Below are 17,570 nucleotides of genomic sequence, written 5' to 3'. Positions count from 1 at the left end.
ATTCTGATGGCTGTATTTTGCGACACGAGCCGTTAGAATCCCGATCTGCACAACCATTGCAGGAGGCCTCCGTGGCAGAGAAAAAAGTTGACGTCGCTATCCTCGGCTCAGGAACAGCGGGATTGAATGCAACCAGCAGAGTCGGACCGAGCGGTAAAAGCTTTCTCCTAATCAATGGTGGCGAACCCGGCACCACCTGTGCGCGGGTCGGCTGCATGCCCTCCAAGGCCTTGATCCAGGTAGCCGAGGACTACCATCGCAGAACCCACCTCAATCGCTACGGTGTGGACGGCCATACGGAACTGACCATCGATCTCCCCGAAGCCATGGAGCATGTACAGGATCTGCGCGACAACTTCGTCGACCGGGTCCTCTCCAACAGTACCGACAATATGGGCGACAAGTTCATCGAGGCGTATGCGAAATTCGTCGATCCCCACACCCTCGAGCTCGACAACGGCGACCGGGTTGTTGCGGACAGGATCGTTATCGCAACGGGATCCCGCCCGGTTGTGCCGGCCGCCTGGGAGGCCTTCGGCGACAAGGTGCTGACCACCGACACCTTCTTCGAACTGGAAGATCTGCCGAAATCGGTGGCCGTGGTGGGCCTGGGCGTGATCGGCCTGGAACTGGGGCAATCCCTAAGCCGCCTGGAGATCGATGTGTACGGTTTCGATATGGCGCAGACCATCGGCGGCGCCACGGATCCGGAAGTCTCGCAGATGGCCTTAGAGACCATGCAACGGGAGTTCCCCATCTACCTGGGTGAACCGGTCGAGATCAGCGAAGAGGGTGCGCAGTTGCGCGTCACCGCGGGTGAACATTCAGTGGTCGTCGACAAGGTCCTTGCAAGTCTCGGGCGGACGCCCAACGTGGAAGGCCTGGCATTGAAGAACGCCGGCATCGAAGTCGACGATCGCGGTATCCCTGTCTATAACCCGAACACCATGCAGTGCGGCGATTCCCATATCTTCATCGCAGGCGATGTGAATGGCGAACGCCCTATCCTGCACGAGGCCGGTGACGAGGGTAAAATCGCCGGTCACAACGCCGCCCAGGATGAAGTCACCGCATTCAAGCGCAAGGTCCCCCTGGCGATCAACTTTTGCGACCCGAACATCTGTCTGGTTGGCGAAACCTACCAAACCCTGGATCTGGGGAAAGCTGCCATCGGCGAGGTCAAGCTCGCCCCGGTCGGACGCGCCCAGATCATGGGCCAGAGCCGCGGCATCATCCGCGTCTACGGCGATAAAGCCAGCGGCAGGATCCTGGGTGCCGAAATGATCACCACCCGTGGCGAAAACCTGGCCCATCTGCTCAACTGGGCCATCTCCCAGCAACTCACTGTCGGCGACCTGCTGCGCATGCCTTTCTACCATCCCGTCATCGAAGAGGCGTTACAGGCGGCGCTCAACAACCTGTATGCCCAGGTCGAGGTGAAAAACCAAGGCCCGGTCAAAGAGCTCTATCCCCTATAAGCGGTACATCAAGATGGAATCCATTCAGGTCAGTTTCACAGGTGGCAAACGTATTCAGGCCAAGGTCGGCGATTACACCATAGAGACAGACCAGCCCCTTAAGTACGGCGGTGAAGCCAGCGCCCCCGCCCCCTTCGATCTGTTTCTCGCCTCGCTGGCCACCTGCGCGGGTATCTATGCCTGGAATTTCTGCGAATCACGCAAACTCTCAACCGAAGGCATGGATCTGCGCATGGATTGTGTCAACGATGAGAAGAAAAAGATGATCGTCAAGGTCATATTCCGTCTCACTCTTCCCGACGGTTTCCCTGAGAAGTACCATAGCGGCATCGTCCGGGCAATGGAACTCTGCGCCGTGAAACGTCACATGATGGATACGCCCGGGTTCTCATTTGACCTTGTGTGAGCCGATAATGATGCCCAATATTTAGGATCCACCGAAGAAATTGTAGATAGACTTCACTGATCCCGTCATTCCGGCGTAGGCCGGAATCCAGAGAGAATGCCAGGGAGGTGGTATGAAGCGACAACCGTGCGTGTATCTATTAGCCAGCAAACGAAATGGAACCCTATACACGGGTGTGACTTCTAACTTGCTAAAGCGGGTTTGGGAACATAAGAATAATCGAGTTGAAGGTTTTACCAGTCAATACAGTGTGCATACATTAGTCTGGTATGAGATGCATGAGACGATGGCATCTGCTATTGAGCGGGAAAAAGCCATCAAGAATTGGAAGCGGGCGTGGAAGTTAAAGACGATTGAAGCGATGAATCCAGACTGGCTGGATTTGTATCCGGAGCTGATTTGACGAGCAATATTCTTTGCTGAAATAGAGACGGTCGACAATCGTGTGGAGCATCTGGATTCCGGCATACGCCGGAATGACGTGATCGTAGGATCTTAGCTTGTGTGTTAGTTAGGCAGCGTCAGGTAGTCAGAACTGACCCTTAAATAAAGATATTACTGATGATTTCAATATTGTTTTCGTCTTTCAATAGATTAGTGACACTTATTAATTAGAGCAACCTACAAATTACTCTAACGAGACAATTTTTTTATCAATCGCTTTCTTCTCTTAACTTGCTGGAATCACTCCATGGAAGAGAGAAACATAATGCTATCATAGGACCGTTTTGCGGATTTGTAGTGTGACATGCCGGCTATTTGATCTTTACAACATGGGCGATCCCACCCCCATGATCCAACGATTCCAGTGCCATTGTCCCGCCATCATATGCAAGGATCTTCAATCGTCCGGGTAGTGCTCCCTTCATGTGAATAATATCCCCCTCGCAGCTATAGTCCCCTGTCTTATCGATTGCCGGACGGGATTTAAGAAAACGGACCGTGCCGTTTTTCATAAACTCCCAGGATTGACTATCGTCTTTAATGCTATTACCGGCAAACTCGACATGTGACTGCTGCCACTTGCCTATGATGTCTTTTGCGCACTCAGCATATGCGTTGATAGGGGCAGCGATGACGACACTGAGCATGGCAGACAAGAAATAGAGTCCAGGTTTCATTTGCATGGCAATAATCCTTGATCGAATTTGGTGATAAATTACGACAATCATACAACGCAATGCCGAATCGGTTTCAGAAATCTTGACACTCACTCATCAACAACAGTCTAGCGGAGTTTTTACCATCGTCGACCCGCTGCTTCGCCGCCCTGCAGCCCCGAGTAGACCCTGAATCCACACACTCCAGGACCTGTTGGCAATCATCCAAGTGGTTTTGTTGTCTCTGATCAAACGCCACTCATGGCACGAGAAAAGAAGCCTGGTCATCCATATCAGCGGCGAATGATCAGGTGCCTGTCCCTAACTTGTTGAAACCATTATTGCCTGGTGGTTATGGACTAAGGTATTTGGTGGGTCTACTCAACAGGATTTGCTATCGTAATGGCCTGGACTTTTCTGCCAGTCGGATTAAGCTAGGGTGTCGCGCGAAGGCCCACGGAACAACCAGAGAAGGTAACGGGTGAATCAGATCAATTCCGGTCGACGTACAGCGGACAGGCGTTCCGGTATAGAACGCCGCAAAAACCAGACAGGTGGACAGGGATCCGAACACCGGATGTCCTGGGAAGACCAGCGCACCCAGTACTGGACACGCCTGCTGTTTTGCGGCCTGGCGCTCCTCTACTTCAATTTCGGCGGCGAGGAACAGGTACGCGACTGGACCAGCCTTCAGGTGGTCAACCTGCTCTTCCTGGCCTTTGGCATCGAGATTCTGTTCTTCATGCGGCACGCTTCCCGGGTACCGCACGCGCCCTGGCGTCAACGCCTGACCATGTGGGTGGACATCATCATGGCCTCCTTCGCGGTACTGGCGGATACCACCATCAGTTCTCCCGGTTTTCTGGTCTACCTGATGGTTATTCTCGGCAACGGCATGCGCTACGGCCTGCGGTTGTTCGGTGAAGCGGTCATAGGCAGCCTTGGCGCAGTCATATTGATCGTCAGCCTGCGGTTGTTTGACTATGTGGACCTGTTTTCGGTCAGTGCAATCTTTTTTCTCGTCTTCTTTGCGATCATCGTCATTTACTCCTACACCCTGACTGCAAAGATAGAACTCGGCCGCGCCAAACTTGCCCACGAGCGTAACATCGACGCCCTCACCGGGCTGCTCAACCGGCGCGCCCTGGTGGAACGCTCGTCATCCCTGTTCCAGAGCCAGGAGAATGGGAACAGCGTGGTTGTCCTGTTCGCAGACCTGGACGGCTTCAAGAAAGTCAACGACACACATGGCCACCATGTTGGCGATCGCGTGCTGGCAGGCGTTGCAGACAGCATCTCCAGTACAGTACGCGACGAAGACCTGGTGGCACGCTACGGCGGAGACGAGTTCCTGCTACTGCTGCCCCATGCCACCAAACAGTGCGGTGAGACAGTTGCCCAGCGCGTGAGACAGGCAATCGACGACTACGCCAAAGAGAACGGCATCGACTTCAGCATCTCCATCGGCATGGGCAGATACCCCGATCATGGCCACGACCTGGATAGTGTGATCAGAAGTGTCGATCAGGCGATGTACCGCAGCAAACTGAAACATGGGGGCGGTGGGATTTTACATGTTGATGGTGGCGAACTGGATACAGTCGAGCCGACTTCTGGGATAGTTCATTGATACTGTTATTCTGAATGGGAATCAATGCTTGTTGTAACGCTTTAGCACAGCGGCGCAGCTCTGCTGCGTCCAGCCGCGATAGCGACGTGCTGCTGCGTTTTGTTATGAGTTTTGTGGCACATACTTTATACCTCGTAACTCTTGGATAATATTGCCACTATCTATCTCTTTTAAAGCTTGTTTCACATAAGCGTTAATACTCCTATCACAATACGGTATAGCTTTTTCTGGTGGTATTTCCTTAAGCCGTAAAAACACAGCTAAAGAATAACTATGTTCTGCTTCCGATAAATATCCGGAGCCAGAAGTTTGCCAACCAGATATGCCACCGCTTGAGTACTGGCGAAAGCTAAAAGCAGAATTTGCCATGAAAATGCCAAATCCTAGAAATGTTGCTCCAATATCAGTGGCAAACTCCCAATTCTCCCATCCACCAGGAGGAGGCTCATGTGCTGTGCCAGTTAGATAGTGTGATAACTCATGAGCAAATGTAGCTACCATTTGTTGAGGGTCAGATACAATCTTTGGATTGTACGTAATCTTTATTTCATCGTTAACATTAGAAGAGAATGTTCCTAACGGATTAGGATCTACATTTTGTACGATCAGTGTATCCCCAATATGAATATTAGGGTCTTCTTCTTGCTCCTCAAGTTTTACCGGCCACTTTTCCAACCCAGCAAACATTTTCACTTGATTGAATGTTGTCTGCGCAGCAGACTCACTCGAGTCCACCACCGCAGGAAAGTACTCTTCAGTTGGAAGCACAAGCTCTATTCCTTTATAGAAGTCATCACCCCCGAAATGAGTTAATAACCATTTGAAGCATTCAAATTGGAAATATGAATCCTCTTCTGTAAGTAACTGTGTGCTACGAAACGGATTCCACACTATCTAATTCCTTTTTACTCATAACGCTGATGCTTAGGGGCGGCCGGCAATGCCGGGCGTCCCAGTGAGGAACGAAGTGACGAACGACTAGAGCTAATTGTAATGTTCCTCACTGCTGCGACCTTTAAACTGTGACAAATACTGTTGCGCTTGTTCCCAGCCAAGTAAAGCGGCCTCTTCAAATAGCTTGTTTGCTTGCCCTCTGTTGAGGGTTACACCTCTACCATAAAAAAACAATAAACCGAGATGGTATTTTATACCTCCATGCACTCCATCTTGCTCAGCTGCAAGATAAGGAGAAAGTATCTCGTAACAAACTTCATAATCGCCTCTTTCATAAGCACGACCACCCTCTCCGAATGCTTTGCTGGCACTTAGCGTGTAACAAAACTCTTTCGAAATGCCAATGCGCGCTTGGCCGCATGCTATTAAATATACGATTCGGGAAATAACATAACCGAATCTGTTAAGTAAATATCTTGGTGGCTCCATTATTTTTTCGAACATAATAGCTTTATTAACGAGACCTCTTGTCTCGTTATACATTTTTAGAAGCAATGCTAGTCGGTCTACTCATATCTTCGCTCAGTCTTTTGATAGATGTTTCTGGCATTGCTCACAGACGCCTATATCGTTAATCTTTACTGGATTAAAATTTTCTCTAGCTCGCTTTTGAAAATGCCTGTTTTGTTTTAACTTCAGCTTATCTGGATCATAACCAATTTCCTGACATACAACACACTGGCTTAGAAATTTATCAAAGCCTTTAAGCGATCCCAACAGCTCAGTTTTCTTATGTTGATGTTTAAATCTCAATATTTATCCTGTGCTTCTAACGCTTAAGTATGCGGCGCGCGATAGCGCGTCCGAGTGAACGCAGTGAACGGCATGACTTTCTTGTTAGAAATCATTCTGTGAGCCTAAACCAATCTCTTAGGCTTAATTCTAGCCTTAACTTTTCGTCCTCTGCGAGTAAGCTGCAGTGAGCAATAGGATTTCTCAAGGTGTTTAAGTTAAACATAACTTTATCTACTGCCTTGATATTGTTAAAAATACTAGCGAATACAGGCCAATTCTTCTTGATAATTTCTCCTAGTTCGCCGAAGTTCGTGTAATCCAATGGGTCAGGAGAACGCGGTGTTATTCCTGCTTCGCGTTCTCTCTGCATCCTCTTTTTCACATCACCAACTATATGCTGAGGTATGACCGTATCATTCCACCAGGCATCACCTTCTGTTGATTCTAGCAACTCTGAAATTTGCTGACGTATTGTTTTCTCTAGGCAATAAAATAGCTCGTAGTTCCTAGACATGTACGCTGCTTCTTTTCGTAGTCCCTGTTCAAACTGCGGAAAGTATATTTCCTCTATTTCTTTGGACTGCTCACTTAGAGGTTGATCATTTCGAAGTTCTATCTCGTATCGGTTTTCGATGCTATCGAGTTCGGTTTCGATTAGCATATTGGTCATACCAAAGGCTTTAACCTTATCTTCGTATTCCATCATTAATTATCCAGGATATGTTCTTTCAGGCTCTTAAATATTGCGTTAAATACCTCTATATCCTTTGTAGCAGGAAGATTAAGATTTATTGTGTATGAAAGGTTCAAAGACTTACCATTGTAAGTTGAAGGATGTTCTCCACCTTGCGTTGGAGGAAGTGTAACTGCAGGAGTTACCGTCTCGCTTTCAGGTGTAACCTCTATGTACTCAGGAGCGTCATATTCTTCTTGAACATCAAAATCCGCTAGTTTCCGAAGCATGTTAAAAGTAGAAAGAGTTTGCTGTGTAACTCTTGAATCATTTTCTCCGCCTGTGCACTGAACAATATAGCCCAACACTTCATCGTCAGAAGCATCATGGATATACTCATTCATTTCATAAAGGCGAGCGTATAATTTTCGAAAGGCAGTACCAATTGCGATCCTAGATTGTTTTGGATTTCTAAATTCACGATACAAATCTGTTGGAATCCCATCGCTTCCGACAAACTCCATTTTCTTCATGAACGGAATTGCTGCGTTAGCGGCACCGCCCTTTAAGCCAAGTTTCGTGTGTAAGAAATTTTGAGTAACCCTATCAGGCTCGGAAGCAGTCTTGATTTTTTCTAAAACTTTTTCCAAGACTCCTACGGAGGTGCTATAAGGTAGGTTTTCTGCCATTACTTGGAACTCCTTTTAATTTCTAACCGTGTAGTGTTTATCCCTCGTGCGTTTTCCGCATGCGGGATAAACGCCTGTTGGACTAAGCCGACCTTGGGGTGGCTGCCCACTCTCTATTAATAAGAATTTGTTTTTGGCGCCTTGCACCTGAGGGAGATTGGCGTGACAGCGTTCCGTTGCGCTAGGGCTGTTGGGAGCGGTTTTGACCGACCTCCCTGTGGTTCGAGCACGGCTTGCGGCTCCCTTTTGCTCCGATAATAACCTATTTTCAGAGGATTGGCCGCACTTTGACCTCAGCGCTTGAGCTGATCAAGTGTCTGGATGACGCCGACGCTCAGGCTAGGGCATCGTCATCCGCCTTCCATGCGTTGCCATTGCGGCGCTAGTTGCGCGACCACACGCATCGGTCGTTGACAGCAGGGACAGGCAAAACACCAACGGGCCACCTGCTTCTCTGTTTCTGATTCAACCACCGCTTGTAGGCCTGCCTCGGCGATCGCCTTAAGGATGCGGGGCAACTGCCTGGCCCGGCAGGCATTGGCCAGGAAGCCGTAATGGCGGATACGCATCAGGCCCTTGGGTAGTACATGCAGCAGAAAACGCTGGATCAACACATCGACAGACAACTGCATGACCTTCCAGCGCCGGTCCCGGTAGTCTTTGTAGCGCAAGCCAACCTGATCCTGCTCCAAGCCCAGGAGTCGGCGGTTGCTGACGGCAGTGCGGTGGGTGTATCGGGCCAGATAGTCGATGACATGCTCGGTGCGCAGACAGGGCTTGCTGTAGACCACCCAGTCTTGTCCCATCAACCGCTCCAGGATGAGATCGATCTCGCCCGGACGACTGATGCGTGTGAGCTCCCCGCCTTGGGCACAGGCCCGCAATCGGCTGACCATCAGACCGCGAAAGCGCCTTGAGAGCGCACGCACAGGAAACAGATAATCGCTCTTGCTCGGTTTCCACTCGCCTTGCGGGCTCAGCGCGCCGCCCGGCACCAGGCAGTGCAGGTGCACATGGCGTGTCAACGTCGAGCCCCAGGTGTGCAACACCGCGGTCATCCCCAACCCCCCGCCCAAGCGCTTGGGGTCTTCAGCGAAGGCCTGTAGCGTCTCCCAGGTTGTTTGAAACAGCAAGGTCGTGATCAGCTGAGGATACAGTTCGATCCAACCGTTGAGGGTCTCGGGCAGGGTAAACACCAAGTGATGATAGGTTACCGGCAATTGGGCACGCAACTGCTTGTCCGCCCACTGCCGCGAGGCTTGCCACTGACAGTGCGGGCAGTGACGGTCGCGACAGGCATAGTAGTGGTTTTGATGCGCCTGACAAGGGTCACAGGCTAAGCGTACCCCACCCATGGCTTCAGTCCGGCACTGCATCAGATGTGACAATACCTGACAGCGGCGCAGATCGAGACGGTGGTGTTGGCGGTAGGTGGGCAGGTGGCGCTTGAGCAGGGTTTGCAGGTCGATGGCCTCAGCCATCGCGCAGCCCCAGCGCTGCAATCAAATCGGCGCCACGGCGATCGCTCTGACGATCATTGAACACCCAATGTACATAGCGCAAGGTCGATTGGATGCTGCGGTGGCCCAGTTGATACTGCAACTGCTGCACTGCCATGCCGGCCTGCAGTTGATGGGTAGCATAGGCGTGTCTCAAGCTGTGGATGCCACCCACCTTGGTGATGCCCGCCTGGCGCTTAGCCCGTCGGAATACCTTCTGCGGCGTGCTGATCGACAACGCTTCATCGGGATGCTGTTCATTGGGAAACAGCCAGCGCACAGGCTTCTCAACGTGCCAATAGTCACGCAGGTGCTTGAGCAACGTCGGCGACAAGCCCACATAACGGTCCTTACCACCCTTGCCCTGATCGATGCGCAGCAACCCGCGTTCTCCATCGATATGCCGAAGCTCGAGTTTGACCAGTTCACTGACCCGCAGGCCGCAGCCATAACAGGTCAGCAATAGCATATGGTGCTTACGGTTGGAACAGGCATTGAGCATGCGTACGATCTCCGATCGCTGGAGTAACTCCGGGATACGTTGCCTGCGTTTGGGCACCTGGATCTTCACATCGAACGACGCTTGCTGGAGCACTTCGAGATAGAAGAAACGGATGGCATGGCGATAGAGCCGGCAACTGGCATCGCTTAAGTGCCGTTCCTTGACCAGATACAGAAAGTAAGCTTGCAACTCATCCTCACCGAGTTGATCCGGGGGACGCTGATAATAACGGGCCAGATCCTTCACCGCCATCAGATAGCTCTGGTGGGTACGCGGCGAAAATCCACGCACGGTCATGGCGTCTATCATCTGTTCGCGAAGTTGTGTCATCGGTTGACTCCTGTGTGGTAGACCAACAGTGGTCCTTTAGGAGTCTGGTTGATGATGACTCAGGGGTGGGTTGTGAAAGGCCCCGCGAAGCGGTTTAGTTCAACAGGTGATTATATTGCCGGCTCTTTTTATCGTGTTATGCCGCCGGCTCCAGATATTGTATTATGCCGCATCGTAAATAATTATCATTTAGAAACTAATGGAAGTGAGATCAACTGGAAGGGGCATCCTGCCAGATGACACAAATCCCTATATATTCAAAAGAATACCAGAGACTTGTTGAATAGGTAAGGCATACTGCAGAACATAATTCCTGATATTTGCGCCATAGAAGGATCAATAGCACGAGTACGCACTATAGGATCAGACTCGAATGGCACTTACTCAAGACGAATTTCAGGATTTTCGTCATTCCGGCGCAGGCCGGAATCCAGGAATACCGTCACCATCAAGCATTCTGGATCCCGGCCTGCGCCGGGATGACGGTGGTTCTTTGCTTAAATAAATGCCATTCGGATCAGACTCCTTTCTCCTGATTCGCACGATGCCATCGCGGCATCATTGGCTTGAGTTGTCTTGTAAGGCGATAGTATCGTAAATTTCCTTTTCATTATTACCCACCTGTAACCATTTGCTCGATTTATGCCCCCCACCAGGAAAAAGAGTGACGCTAGCATCTTAGAGTACTTGTTCTAAAAAATTCCTTGGTTGACTCTGTTTCCGCAGATTTATCCTGAGGATTCCTAATCAATTTAATCCATACATCGCGATTAGAATAGGAACTGCCAGCCATAATAATCCTTTGATCAGAAAAAACAGGGGAAGGCCCCAAGCTAGCTTTTTCATCCAGGCTTTTGTCGGATTTTCATGAATAGCGGTAGTTGTTGGATTATTCATTGTTCACTTCCTCTAAGGCATACAGATAAAACCGTAGCTTCGCCGGGCACTGGGCTTCTTACTACTCGGCCGAATCTCCACAGTGCTGACACCCAGATCCAATACAGCCATCCAATACGCTTGCTTACCAGATCGGGCAGAATCAACACTGTTAACCACTTTATTTGTTTCATTCATTATGTTTCCTCCCATGCCGGGTCTTGATTCTCTTGCTGAAATGGCCACATCCCTGTAGCCATGATCACGCGGTTCAGACGATATCGAAGCGGTCCAGGTTCATTACCTTGTCCCAGGCTGCCACGAAGTCATGGATAAACTTCTCTTCGGCATCCGCGGTGGCATAGACTTCCGCCAAAGCTCGCAGTTCGGAGTTGGAACCGAAGATCAGGTCTACACGGGTACCGGTCCAAATGGGTTCTCCGGTTATGCGGTCGCTGCCTTCAAAGAGATCTCCATCTGCCGAAGTTGCCTTCCACGTTGTGCCCATGTTGAGCAGGTTGACGAAGAAGTCATTGGTCAACGTCTCCTGACGGTCGGTGAATACGCCGTGTTTCGTACCACTATAATTTGCGTTCAAGACCCGCATACCGCCTATGAGAACCGTCATTTCCGGTGGCGTCAGGGTCAACAGTTGTGCTCTGTCCACCAGCAGCTCTTCAGCCGATACCGTGTATTTGGCCTTTTGGTAGTTACGGAACCCATCCGCAATCGGTTCGAGGACGGCAACGGATTCGATGTCGGTCTGCTCCTGGGAGGCGTCCATGCGGCCCGGTGTGAACGGTACTGTCACATCATGGCCGGCATTGATTGCCGCCTGCTCAACACCGGCACAACCCGCCAATACAATCAGATCAGCCATGGAGACCGGCTTGTCGAACCCGTTCTGGATAGCTTCGAGGCTATTCAACACCTTCGCCAGCTGTTCCGGCTGGTTGATCTCCCAATCCTTCTGCGGCGCCAGCCGGATGCGTGCGCCGTTTGCGCCACCGCGCATGTCGGAGCCGCGGAAGGTTGAAGCGGACGCCCAGGCGGTCGATACCAGTTCGGCCACGGAGAGCCCGGAATCGAGGATCTGTCTCTTCAGGCCGGCAATGTCATCCTCATCGATCAAGGCATGATCGACCGGAGGGATCGGGTCTTGCCAGATCAGTTCTTCATCCGGCACTTCCGGCCCCAGGTAGCGGGCGCGCGGGCCCATGTCGCGGTGGGTCAGCTTGAACCAGGCACGGGCAAAGGCGTCGGCGAACTCATCCGGGTTCTCGTAGAAGCGCCTGGAGATTTTCTCGTAGGCAGGGTCGAAGCGCAGGGCGAGGTCCGTGGTCAGCATGGTGGGCGGGTGGCGCTTCGACGGGTCGTGGGCGTCGGGTACCGAATCGGCGCCCGCCCCATGTTTCGGTATCCACTGATGCGCACCGGCCGGGCTCTTGGTCAGCTCCCAGTCGTATCCGAACAGGTTCCAGAAGAAGTTTTTGCTCCACTTGGTCGGGGTTGATGTCCAGGTGACCTCCAGGCCGCTGGTGATGGTATCACCGGCTTTGCCGCTGCCGAAACCGCTGCTCCAGCCCAGGCCCTGCTCCTCGATGCCGGCCGCTTCCGGCTCGGAGCCCACCAATGCCGCATCACCGGCGCCGTGGGTTTTGCCGAAGGTGTGGCCGCCCGCGATCAGGGCAACCGTCTCTTCGTCGTTCATCGCCATACGGGCGAAGGTCTCGCGGATATCCTTGGCTGCGGCCAGTGGATCGGGATTGCCGTTAGGACCTTCCGGGTTTACGTAGATCAATCCCATCTGCACCGCAGCGAGGGGCTTCTCGAGCTCCTCGTGATCGCCCGCAAAGCGACTGTCATCCAGCCAGCTCTCCTCGGTCCCCCAATAGATATCCTTCTCCGGCTCCCAAATATCCTCGCGCCCGCCGGCAAAGCCGAAGGTCTTGAAACCCATCGATTCCAGTGCGACATTGCCGGTAAGGATCATCAGATCGGCCCAGGAGATTTTGCGCCCATACTTCTGCTTGATCGGCCACAGCAGCCTGCGCGCCTTGTCGAGATTGACGTTGTCGGGCCAACTGTTGACCGGCGCAAAGCGCTGGTTACCGGTTCCACCGCCGCCACGCCCGTCGCTGGTGCGATAAGTCCCTGCACTGTGCCAGGCCATGCGAATGAACAAAGGGCCGTAGTGGCCGAAGTCGGCTGGCCACCACTCCTGTGAATCGGTCATCAACTCATTGAGATCCTTCTTCACGGCATCCAGGTCCAGGCTCTTGAACGCTTCGGCGTAATTAAACTCTTCACCCATTGGATTGGACTTGGATGAGTGTTGGCGCAGAATATCCAGCCGCAACTGGTTGGGCCACCAGTCCCGGTTCGACGTACCGCCTCCAGCCGTTTGATGAAATGGGCATTTGTTCTCAGACATTGTGTTATCTCCTCTCGTGTTCCGGACATGAATGTATTGCCATTGAGTTATATTTTTAGCGCTCTCATTTAATTTGTAAAATCAATTGTTACTATTGTTTTGTTTGTTATTTTCTATCGCTGATCTCTCTACAGCTGCTGCAAATCTGTTAAGCGGATACACAGCCAAAACCGTGGGATCCCTGGTAGGATCACTTGATCATGGTCTGGATAGAACGATGGGCAATAAAAAGGGCTCAGATCCGAATGGCGCTTATCTAAGCCAAGAACCACCGTCATCCCGGCGCAGGCCGGGATCCAGATTGCTTGATGGTGACGGTATTCCTGGATTCCGGCCTGCGCCAGAATGACGAATATCCTGAAATTCGTCTTGAGTAAGTACCATTCGGCTCAGATCCCTTTCTCTCACTGGCAGTGAGCGAAACCGGCGAGGTTTTGAAAGGCAAAATATTGGTGGATTGAAATATCCCGTGAGAGAAGGATTTTCTCTTGGACTGGATAGTGGGGCTTTCGGGAACCTATATTCGGTTTTATAAACTTTGAGGATAAATACTTTTTCCCAGAGAAGCTTAAACCTGCAATGATGTATTACGGTGGTGCTAAAAGGCCAAACAGAAGCTGAATACTCCAGGGCCTGTTATCACTTTATCTGGCTTTGGCTGTCTACGGCGTTAAAAAAACGTTCGCGATCAACTGACGCCAACCACCTGTACTGCGCATGTACGCTCGCGCGGCCCGTCCATCTCCAGCAACAGGATGGACTGGTAACGCCCAAGCACCAGCGCGCCATCATGCAGCGGCACCGTTTCACTGTTTCCAAGCATCATGGCAATCAGGTGGGCGTGTGCATTCTCAGGTTCGTCAGGCGGAATATTGATGCGCAGATGCAAGTCGTTATGCTTGTACGATCCCTCGGGCGAGGCAATGGTCAAGAAGAAGTTGCGTATATCCTCGAATAGACGCTCTTCGTTTTCGTTGACGGAAATTGCGCAGGTGGTATGCAGCGAAGTGATTGATACCGTTCCCTCCAATACACCCGACTCTCTTACCACGCCTTCGACTTGCTTGGTGATATCACATACTTCGAATGATCTGTTCGTGGAAAAATTCAATTCATTGAAGAAATTCAACATCCGGCAACTCTCTGTGTTAAGTCTTACTAATTGGCTTCGTGTAATTGCATGAATATGTGGATTGGTTTTCAAGCATGGGTAATACAGCTATGCGAGCCGCTATCCCCTGGCAATAAATATTGCCCTGCGAGGCGCTGGATAGCCCTCGATGGTCAAACGCCTGTCTGCCGGATCGAGATAGTCCGCCAGTGATTCAAAACGCATCCACTCCGTAGCACGCTGTTCCTCGGTGGTGGTTACCGATACATCGATCAGTTTCACCTGATTGAATCCGGCCCGTTCCAGCCATTTGTGCAGGGTTTCCGTGCTGGGTATAAACCAGACATTGCGCATCTTGGCATAGCGTCCCTGCGGTACCAGCACCTGGTTCGCACCCCCTTCGATCACCAAAGTCTCCAGTACCAGTTCACCGCCGTTGCGCAGTGCCCCTTTCAGTTCGGCCAGGTGGGCGAAGGGTGACTGGCGATGATAGAAGACACCCATCGAGAAAACGGTGTCGAACCCCTTGATATCCGGCGGCAGGTGCTCGATGCCGAGGGGAAAGAGATGAACCGGATGGTGTTCGCCGAGGAAATGCTTGATGGCTTCGAACTGCATGATGAAGAGTTGGGTGGGGTCGATACCGATGACCAGTCTTGCGCCCTCCCCCAGCATGCGCCAGGCATGATAGCCGTTGCCGCAACCCACATCCAGCACCACCCTGTTGTTTAGCGGCTGAATATGGGATTGCAGCCTGTCCCATTTGAAATCGGAGCGCCATTCGGTATCGATATGCAGGCCGCATATTTCGTAGGGCCCCTTACGCCAGGGATGCAATCCTGAGAGAAGCTGGATCAGTTGCCGGCGCATCGTCTCGTCACAGTCGCCTGTCTCGCCTGTCCTGATTCGTGCACTGTTCAAGTCGATGGATGACAGTTTTGGCGTTGGCAGCCGGGAGACGATCCGGCGCCATTCCTCCATATCCCCATGGGTCTTTTCCTGCCATACCCGCTCTATCTGCTGGGGCAGTTGCTCAAACCATTTCCCCAACGGCCCCTCCATGAAGGGTTGTCGCCATGCCCATCGATCCGTCATTTGATTGCCAGCAGAGAGACAAAATTAAAACACTGAAACCAGACCTCGACCGTGGAAAAACCCACACCCTTCAAGCGCTCGATGTGGCAGGCCAGGCTCTCGGGGATCAGCACATCCTCCAGTGCGGATCGCTTCTGGCTGATCTCCAGATCGGAGTAGCCCTGGGCCTTTTTGAAGCCATGATGCATCTGCGTGAAAAGCTGCTGGGCTGTATCGTTGGCTACCAGGATCTTTTCAGAGAGGACCAACAGGCCATCCGGCAACATCCCGTCATGGATCTTTTTCAGAATCGTGGTCCGCTCCCCGGCGGGCAGGAACTGCAGTGTGAAGTTCAAAACCACCATCGACGCCTGTTGAATCGTCACATCGCGGATATCGGCGCATATCAGTTCAATCGCCGGATCCGGCCGGCATTGGGCCAGATTCGCCTTGGCCCTGGCCAACATCGCTGGGGAGTTGTCGACACCGACGAGGACCACATCCTCTGCGTCGATGGCGGAGTGAATCGCCATACTGGCGGCGCCCAGCGAACAGCCGAGATCGTAGCAATATGAGCCGTCCTTGACATATTGTGCAGCCAGGGTACCGATCATGTTGATAATGGTTCCATAGCCGGGAACCGACCGGTTGATCATATCGGGGAAGACACGGGCCACCCGGTCGTCGAAGACAAAATCGGGAACCAGTTCGTGGGCATCCGCATAGAGCCTGTCTTTGTTCGAATCGTCTGCCATAGATCGAAAGGGTATCAGGTGAGTTGTCGCGCGGTTTGCAGGCTGCTCATCATTGTTGATCACCCATTTCCTGCACCGCCCGTTCCCCGGCCTCTACATCCACGAAGTTCAATAATACACCACCAATGATAAACAGGATGCTGATCGAGAGAATCGAGAGGCGGGTATCGCCGGTAAGCACGCCGATCCAGCCCATCAACAGCGGTCCCAGTACCGTGGCGAACTTACCCAGCATGTTATAAAAACCGAAGAACTCCGCTGACTGATCGTGGGGAATCAGGCGTGCATAGAGGGAACGGGAGAGTGCCTGAATGCCGCCCTGTACCAGGCCGATGGCGATGGCCAGCAGATAGAACTCCCACACAGCCTCCATGTGATAGGCCCACAGCAGAATCATCAGGTAACAGAAGATAGCCAGCATGATGCCCTGCTTGGGACCACGCCTGTTACCGATCTCGCCGAATACGATGGCGGCGGGGAAACCGACGAATTGGGTAATCAGCAGGGCCACCATCAGGTTGTTGGCATCGAATCCGATAGAGAGCCCGAAGTCCACCGCCATTCTGACAATGGTATCGACACCGTCGATATAGCACCAGTAGGCGACCAGAAACAGGAATGCCATGCGCAGCTGTTTCAGTTTACTGAAGGTGCCGATCAACTGGCGAAATCCTGCCAGTATCCAGCCCTTTTCATGGGCCCCGACCGATGGTTCCTCCACCAGCAGAAACAGGGGAATGGAGAACAGAGCCCACCACAACGCAACCAGTACGAATGAGAGTCTCACCGCCTGTGCGGCATCGGCAAGACCGAAAAATGCAGGGAACAAGGTCATCAGGACATTGAAGGTGAACAAGACTCCGCCGCCCAGATAGCCGAAGGCAAATCCGTATGCGGAGACCTTGTCGTAGTTTTGCTTTTGCGTCACCGACACCATCAGAGAATCGTAGAAGATATTGCCACCGGAGAAACCGAGGACTCCCAGGCCGTACAGCACCAGTGCCATGGCCCAGTTTCCCATCGCCACCAGATAGAGCCCACCGGTCATGACGATACCCATACCGGCAAAAAAGAGCAGAAAGCGCTTTTTCGCCCCGGCCTGGTCAGCCAGCGCCCCCAATAGCGGGGCAAGACATACGACGATGATGCTTGCCACCGAATTGGCCAAGCCTAAGCGAAAGGTGCTCTCGGTGGCCGCAACATCCGCGCTCCAGTACTGTTTGAAGAAGATCGGAAAGAAACCGGCCATCACGGTAGTGGCGAAGGCGGAGTTTGCCCAGTCGTAGAAACTCCACGCGAGCACCCGAGGCTCCCTTAACAAGGA

At 52.2% G+C, this 17,570-nt stretch carries 19 protein-coding genes; 5 read left to right on the top strand and 14 right to left on the bottom strand.

From position 1 onward, the window contains the following. The first annotated feature begins 71 nt into the window (after positions 1-71). The 3 genes from AB8516_RS00165 (at position 72) to AB8516_RS00155 (ending at position 2,287) form a co-directional block, all read left to right on the top strand. A complete protein-coding gene (locus AB8516_RS00165) occupies positions 72-1,478 on the top strand; it encodes a dihydrolipoyl dehydrogenase (protein ID WP_369156897.1) in 1,407 nt (468 codons plus the stop codon). Between the two features lie 13 nt (positions 1,479-1,491). Beyond that, positions 1,492-1,884, top strand: coding sequence for an OsmC family protein (locus AB8516_RS00160; RefSeq protein WP_369156895.1), 393 nt, complete (start codon positions 1,492-1,494; stop codon positions 1,882-1,884). A gap of 112 nt (positions 1,885-1,996) precedes the next feature. Then, complete coding sequence (locus AB8516_RS00155; protein WP_108292326.1) at positions 1,997-2,287, top strand: GIY-YIG nuclease family protein; 291 nt, start codon at positions 1,997-1,999, stop codon at positions 2,285-2,287. A gap of 352 nt (positions 2,288-2,639) precedes the next feature. Here AB8516_RS00155 and AB8516_RS00150 read toward each other — a convergent pair whose 3' ends face one another. Beyond that, positions 2,640-3,011 carry a hypothetical protein gene (locus tag AB8516_RS00150; protein WP_108340947.1) on the bottom strand — a complete coding sequence of 124 codons (372 nt, stop codon included), beginning with the start codon at positions 3,009-3,011 and terminating at the stop codon, positions 2,640-2,642. 454 nt (positions 3,012-3,465) lie between these two features. Between AB8516_RS00150 and AB8516_RS00145 the strand changes: the two genes are divergently transcribed. Continuing rightward, on the top strand, positions 3,466-4,614 hold the full coding sequence (locus AB8516_RS00145; RefSeq protein ID WP_369156892.1) for a GGDEF domain-containing protein: 1,149 nt from the start codon (positions 3,466-3,468) through the stop codon (positions 4,612-4,614). A gap of 102 nt (positions 4,615-4,716) precedes the next feature. Here the strand turns inward: AB8516_RS00145 and AB8516_RS00140 are convergent, their stop codons facing one another. From AB8516_RS00140 to AB8516_RS00110, 7 genes are all read right to left on the bottom strand, one after another. Further along, the gene (locus tag AB8516_RS00140; protein WP_369156890.1) at positions 4,717-5,505 is read right to left on the bottom strand and encodes a hypothetical protein; all 789 of its coding nucleotides are present in this window, start codon (positions 5,503-5,505) and stop codon (positions 4,717-4,719) included. Between the two features lie 93 nt (positions 5,506-5,598). Beyond that, positions 5,599-6,051 (bottom strand): hypothetical protein, encoded by a 453-nt coding sequence (locus AB8516_RS00135; RefSeq protein ID WP_369156887.1) that lies wholly within the window; start codon positions 6,049-6,051, stop codon positions 5,599-5,601. Between the two features lie 39 nt (positions 6,052-6,090). Next, entirely contained in the window at positions 6,091-6,321 is a 231-nt protein-coding gene (locus AB8516_RS00130) for a hypothetical protein (protein WP_369156885.1), read from the bottom strand. 91 nt (positions 6,322-6,412) lie between these two features. Then, positions 6,413-7,009, bottom strand: coding sequence for a Swt1 family HEPN domain-containing protein (locus AB8516_RS00125; protein WP_369156883.1), 597 nt, complete (start codon positions 7,007-7,009; stop codon positions 6,413-6,415). Next, positions 7,009-7,665, bottom strand: coding sequence for a DUF5343 domain-containing protein (locus AB8516_RS00120; protein ID WP_369156881.1), 657 nt, complete (start codon positions 7,663-7,665; stop codon positions 7,009-7,011). The genes AB8516_RS00125 and AB8516_RS00120 overlap by 1 nt, the downstream gene beginning before the upstream one ends. A 350-nt stretch (positions 7,666-8,015) precedes the next feature. Beyond that, complete coding sequence (locus AB8516_RS00115) at positions 8,016-9,146, bottom strand: IS91 family transposase (protein WP_369156879.1); 1,131 nt, start codon at positions 9,144-9,146, stop codon at positions 8,016-8,018. Further along, positions 9,139-9,996, bottom strand: a complete 858-nt coding sequence (locus AB8516_RS00110) for a tyrosine-type recombinase/integrase (protein ID WP_369156877.1) — start codon at positions 9,994-9,996, stop codon at positions 9,139-9,141. The genes AB8516_RS00115 and AB8516_RS00110 overlap by 8 nt, the downstream gene beginning before the upstream one ends. A 51-nt stretch (positions 9,997-10,047) precedes the next feature. Between AB8516_RS00110 and AB8516_RS00105 the strand changes: the two genes are divergently transcribed. Beyond that, on the top strand, positions 10,048-10,236 hold the full coding sequence (locus AB8516_RS00105; protein WP_369156875.1) for a hypothetical protein: 189 nt from the start codon (positions 10,048-10,050) through the stop codon (positions 10,234-10,236). A 507-nt stretch (positions 10,237-10,743) separates the two neighbouring features. On the opposite strand, the gene AB8516_RS00100 is transcribed toward AB8516_RS00105, so the two are convergent. The 6 genes from AB8516_RS00100 to AB8516_RS00075 all read right to left on the bottom strand — a co-directional run bounded on the left by AB8516_RS00100 (position 10,744) and on the right by AB8516_RS00075 (position 17,549). Beyond that, positions 10,744-10,893 (bottom strand): hypothetical protein, encoded by a 150-nt coding sequence (locus AB8516_RS00100; RefSeq protein ID WP_369156873.1) that lies wholly within the window; start codon positions 10,891-10,893, stop codon positions 10,744-10,746. A gap of 250 nt (positions 10,894-11,143) precedes the next feature. Next, positions 11,144-13,306, bottom strand: coding sequence for a catalase/peroxidase HPI (gene katG / locus AB8516_RS00095; RefSeq protein WP_369156871.1), 2,163 nt, complete (start codon positions 13,304-13,306; stop codon positions 11,144-11,146). A gap of 688 nt (positions 13,307-13,994) precedes the next feature. Then, the gene (locus AB8516_RS00090) at positions 13,995-14,438 is read right to left on the bottom strand and encodes a secondary thiamine-phosphate synthase enzyme YjbQ (protein WP_369156869.1); all 444 of its coding nucleotides are present in this window, start codon (positions 14,436-14,438) and stop codon (positions 13,995-13,997) included. Positions 14,439-14,537: 99 nt separating this feature from the next. Continuing rightward, positions 14,538-15,512 carry a tRNA 5-methoxyuridine(34)/uridine 5-oxyacetic acid(34) synthase CmoB gene (gene cmoB, locus AB8516_RS00085; protein ID WP_369156867.1) on the bottom strand — a complete coding sequence of 325 codons (975 nt, stop codon included), beginning with the start codon at positions 15,510-15,512 and terminating at the stop codon, positions 14,538-14,540. Next, the gene (gene cmoA, locus AB8516_RS00080) at positions 15,509-16,246 is read right to left on the bottom strand and encodes a carboxy-S-adenosyl-L-methionine synthase CmoA (protein WP_369156865.1); all 738 of its coding nucleotides are present in this window, start codon (positions 16,244-16,246) and stop codon (positions 15,509-15,511) included. The genes cmoB and cmoA overlap by 4 nt, the downstream gene beginning before the upstream one ends. 49 nt (positions 16,247-16,295) lie before the next feature. Continuing rightward, positions 16,296-17,549, bottom strand: coding sequence for an MFS transporter (locus AB8516_RS00075; protein ID WP_369156863.1), 1,254 nt, complete (start codon positions 17,547-17,549; stop codon positions 16,296-16,298). Positions 17,550-17,570: the final 21 nt, after the last annotated feature.

The organism is Candidatus Thiodiazotropha sp. LNASS1 (genome assembly GCF_964212655.1).
Lineage (GTDB): Bacteria > Pseudomonadota > Gammaproteobacteria > Chromatiales > Chromatiaceae > Thiodiazotropha.
Note: the sequence above shows the minus strand (reverse complement) of the source record. Positions and strands in the feature narration are given on the sequence as shown.

Bases quoted from the DNA above. Each gene is read 5' to 3' on its own strand.
- AB8516_RS00150 (WP_108340947.1), bottom strand. From the start codon at position 3,011: ATGCAAATGAAACCTGGACTCTATTTCTTGTCTGCCATGCTCAGTGTC.
- AB8516_RS00135 (WP_369156887.1), bottom strand. From the start codon at position 6,051: ATGTATAACGAGACAAGAGGTCTCGTTAATAAAGCTATTATGTTCGAA.
- AB8516_RS00120 (WP_369156881.1), bottom strand. From the start codon at position 7,665: ATGGCAGAAAACCTACCTTATAGCACCTCCGTAGGAGTCTTGGAAAAA.
- AB8516_RS00105 (WP_369156875.1), top strand. From the start codon at position 10,048: ATGATGACTCAGGGGTGGGTTGTGAAAGGCCCCGCGAAGCGGTTTAGT.
- AB8516_RS00155 (WP_108292326.1), top strand. From the start codon at position 1,997: ATGAAGCGACAACCGTGCGTGTATCTATTAGCCAGCAAACGAAATGGA.
- AB8516_RS00090 (WP_369156869.1), bottom strand. From the start codon at position 14,438: ATGTTGAATTTCTTCAATGAATTGAATTTTTCCACGAACAGATCATTC.
- AB8516_RS00100 (WP_369156873.1), bottom strand. From the start codon at position 10,893: ATGAATAATCCAACAACTACCGCTATTCATGAAAATCCGACAAAAGCC.
- cmoA (WP_369156865.1), bottom strand. From the start codon at position 16,246: ATGGCAGACGATTCGAACAAAGACAGGCTCTATGCGGATGCCCACGAA.
- cmoB (WP_369156867.1), bottom strand. From the start codon at position 15,512: ATGACGGATCGATGGGCATGGCGACAACCCTTCATGGAGGGGCCGTTG.
- AB8516_RS00115 (WP_369156879.1), bottom strand. From the start codon at position 9,146: ATGGCTGAGGCCATCGACCTGCAAACCCTGCTCAAGCGCCACCTGCCC.
- AB8516_RS00125 (WP_369156883.1), bottom strand. From the start codon at position 7,009: ATGATGGAATACGAAGATAAGGTTAAAGCCTTTGGTATGACCAATATG.
- AB8516_RS00110 (WP_369156877.1), bottom strand. From the start codon at position 9,996: ATGACACAACTTCGCGAACAGATGATAGACGCCATGACCGTGCGTGGA.
- AB8516_RS00160 (WP_369156895.1), top strand. From the start codon at position 1,492: ATGGAATCCATTCAGGTCAGTTTCACAGGTGGCAAACGTATTCAGGCC.
- katG (WP_369156871.1), bottom strand. From the start codon at position 13,306: ATGTCTGAGAACAAATGCCCATTTCATCAAACGGCTGGAGGCGGTACG.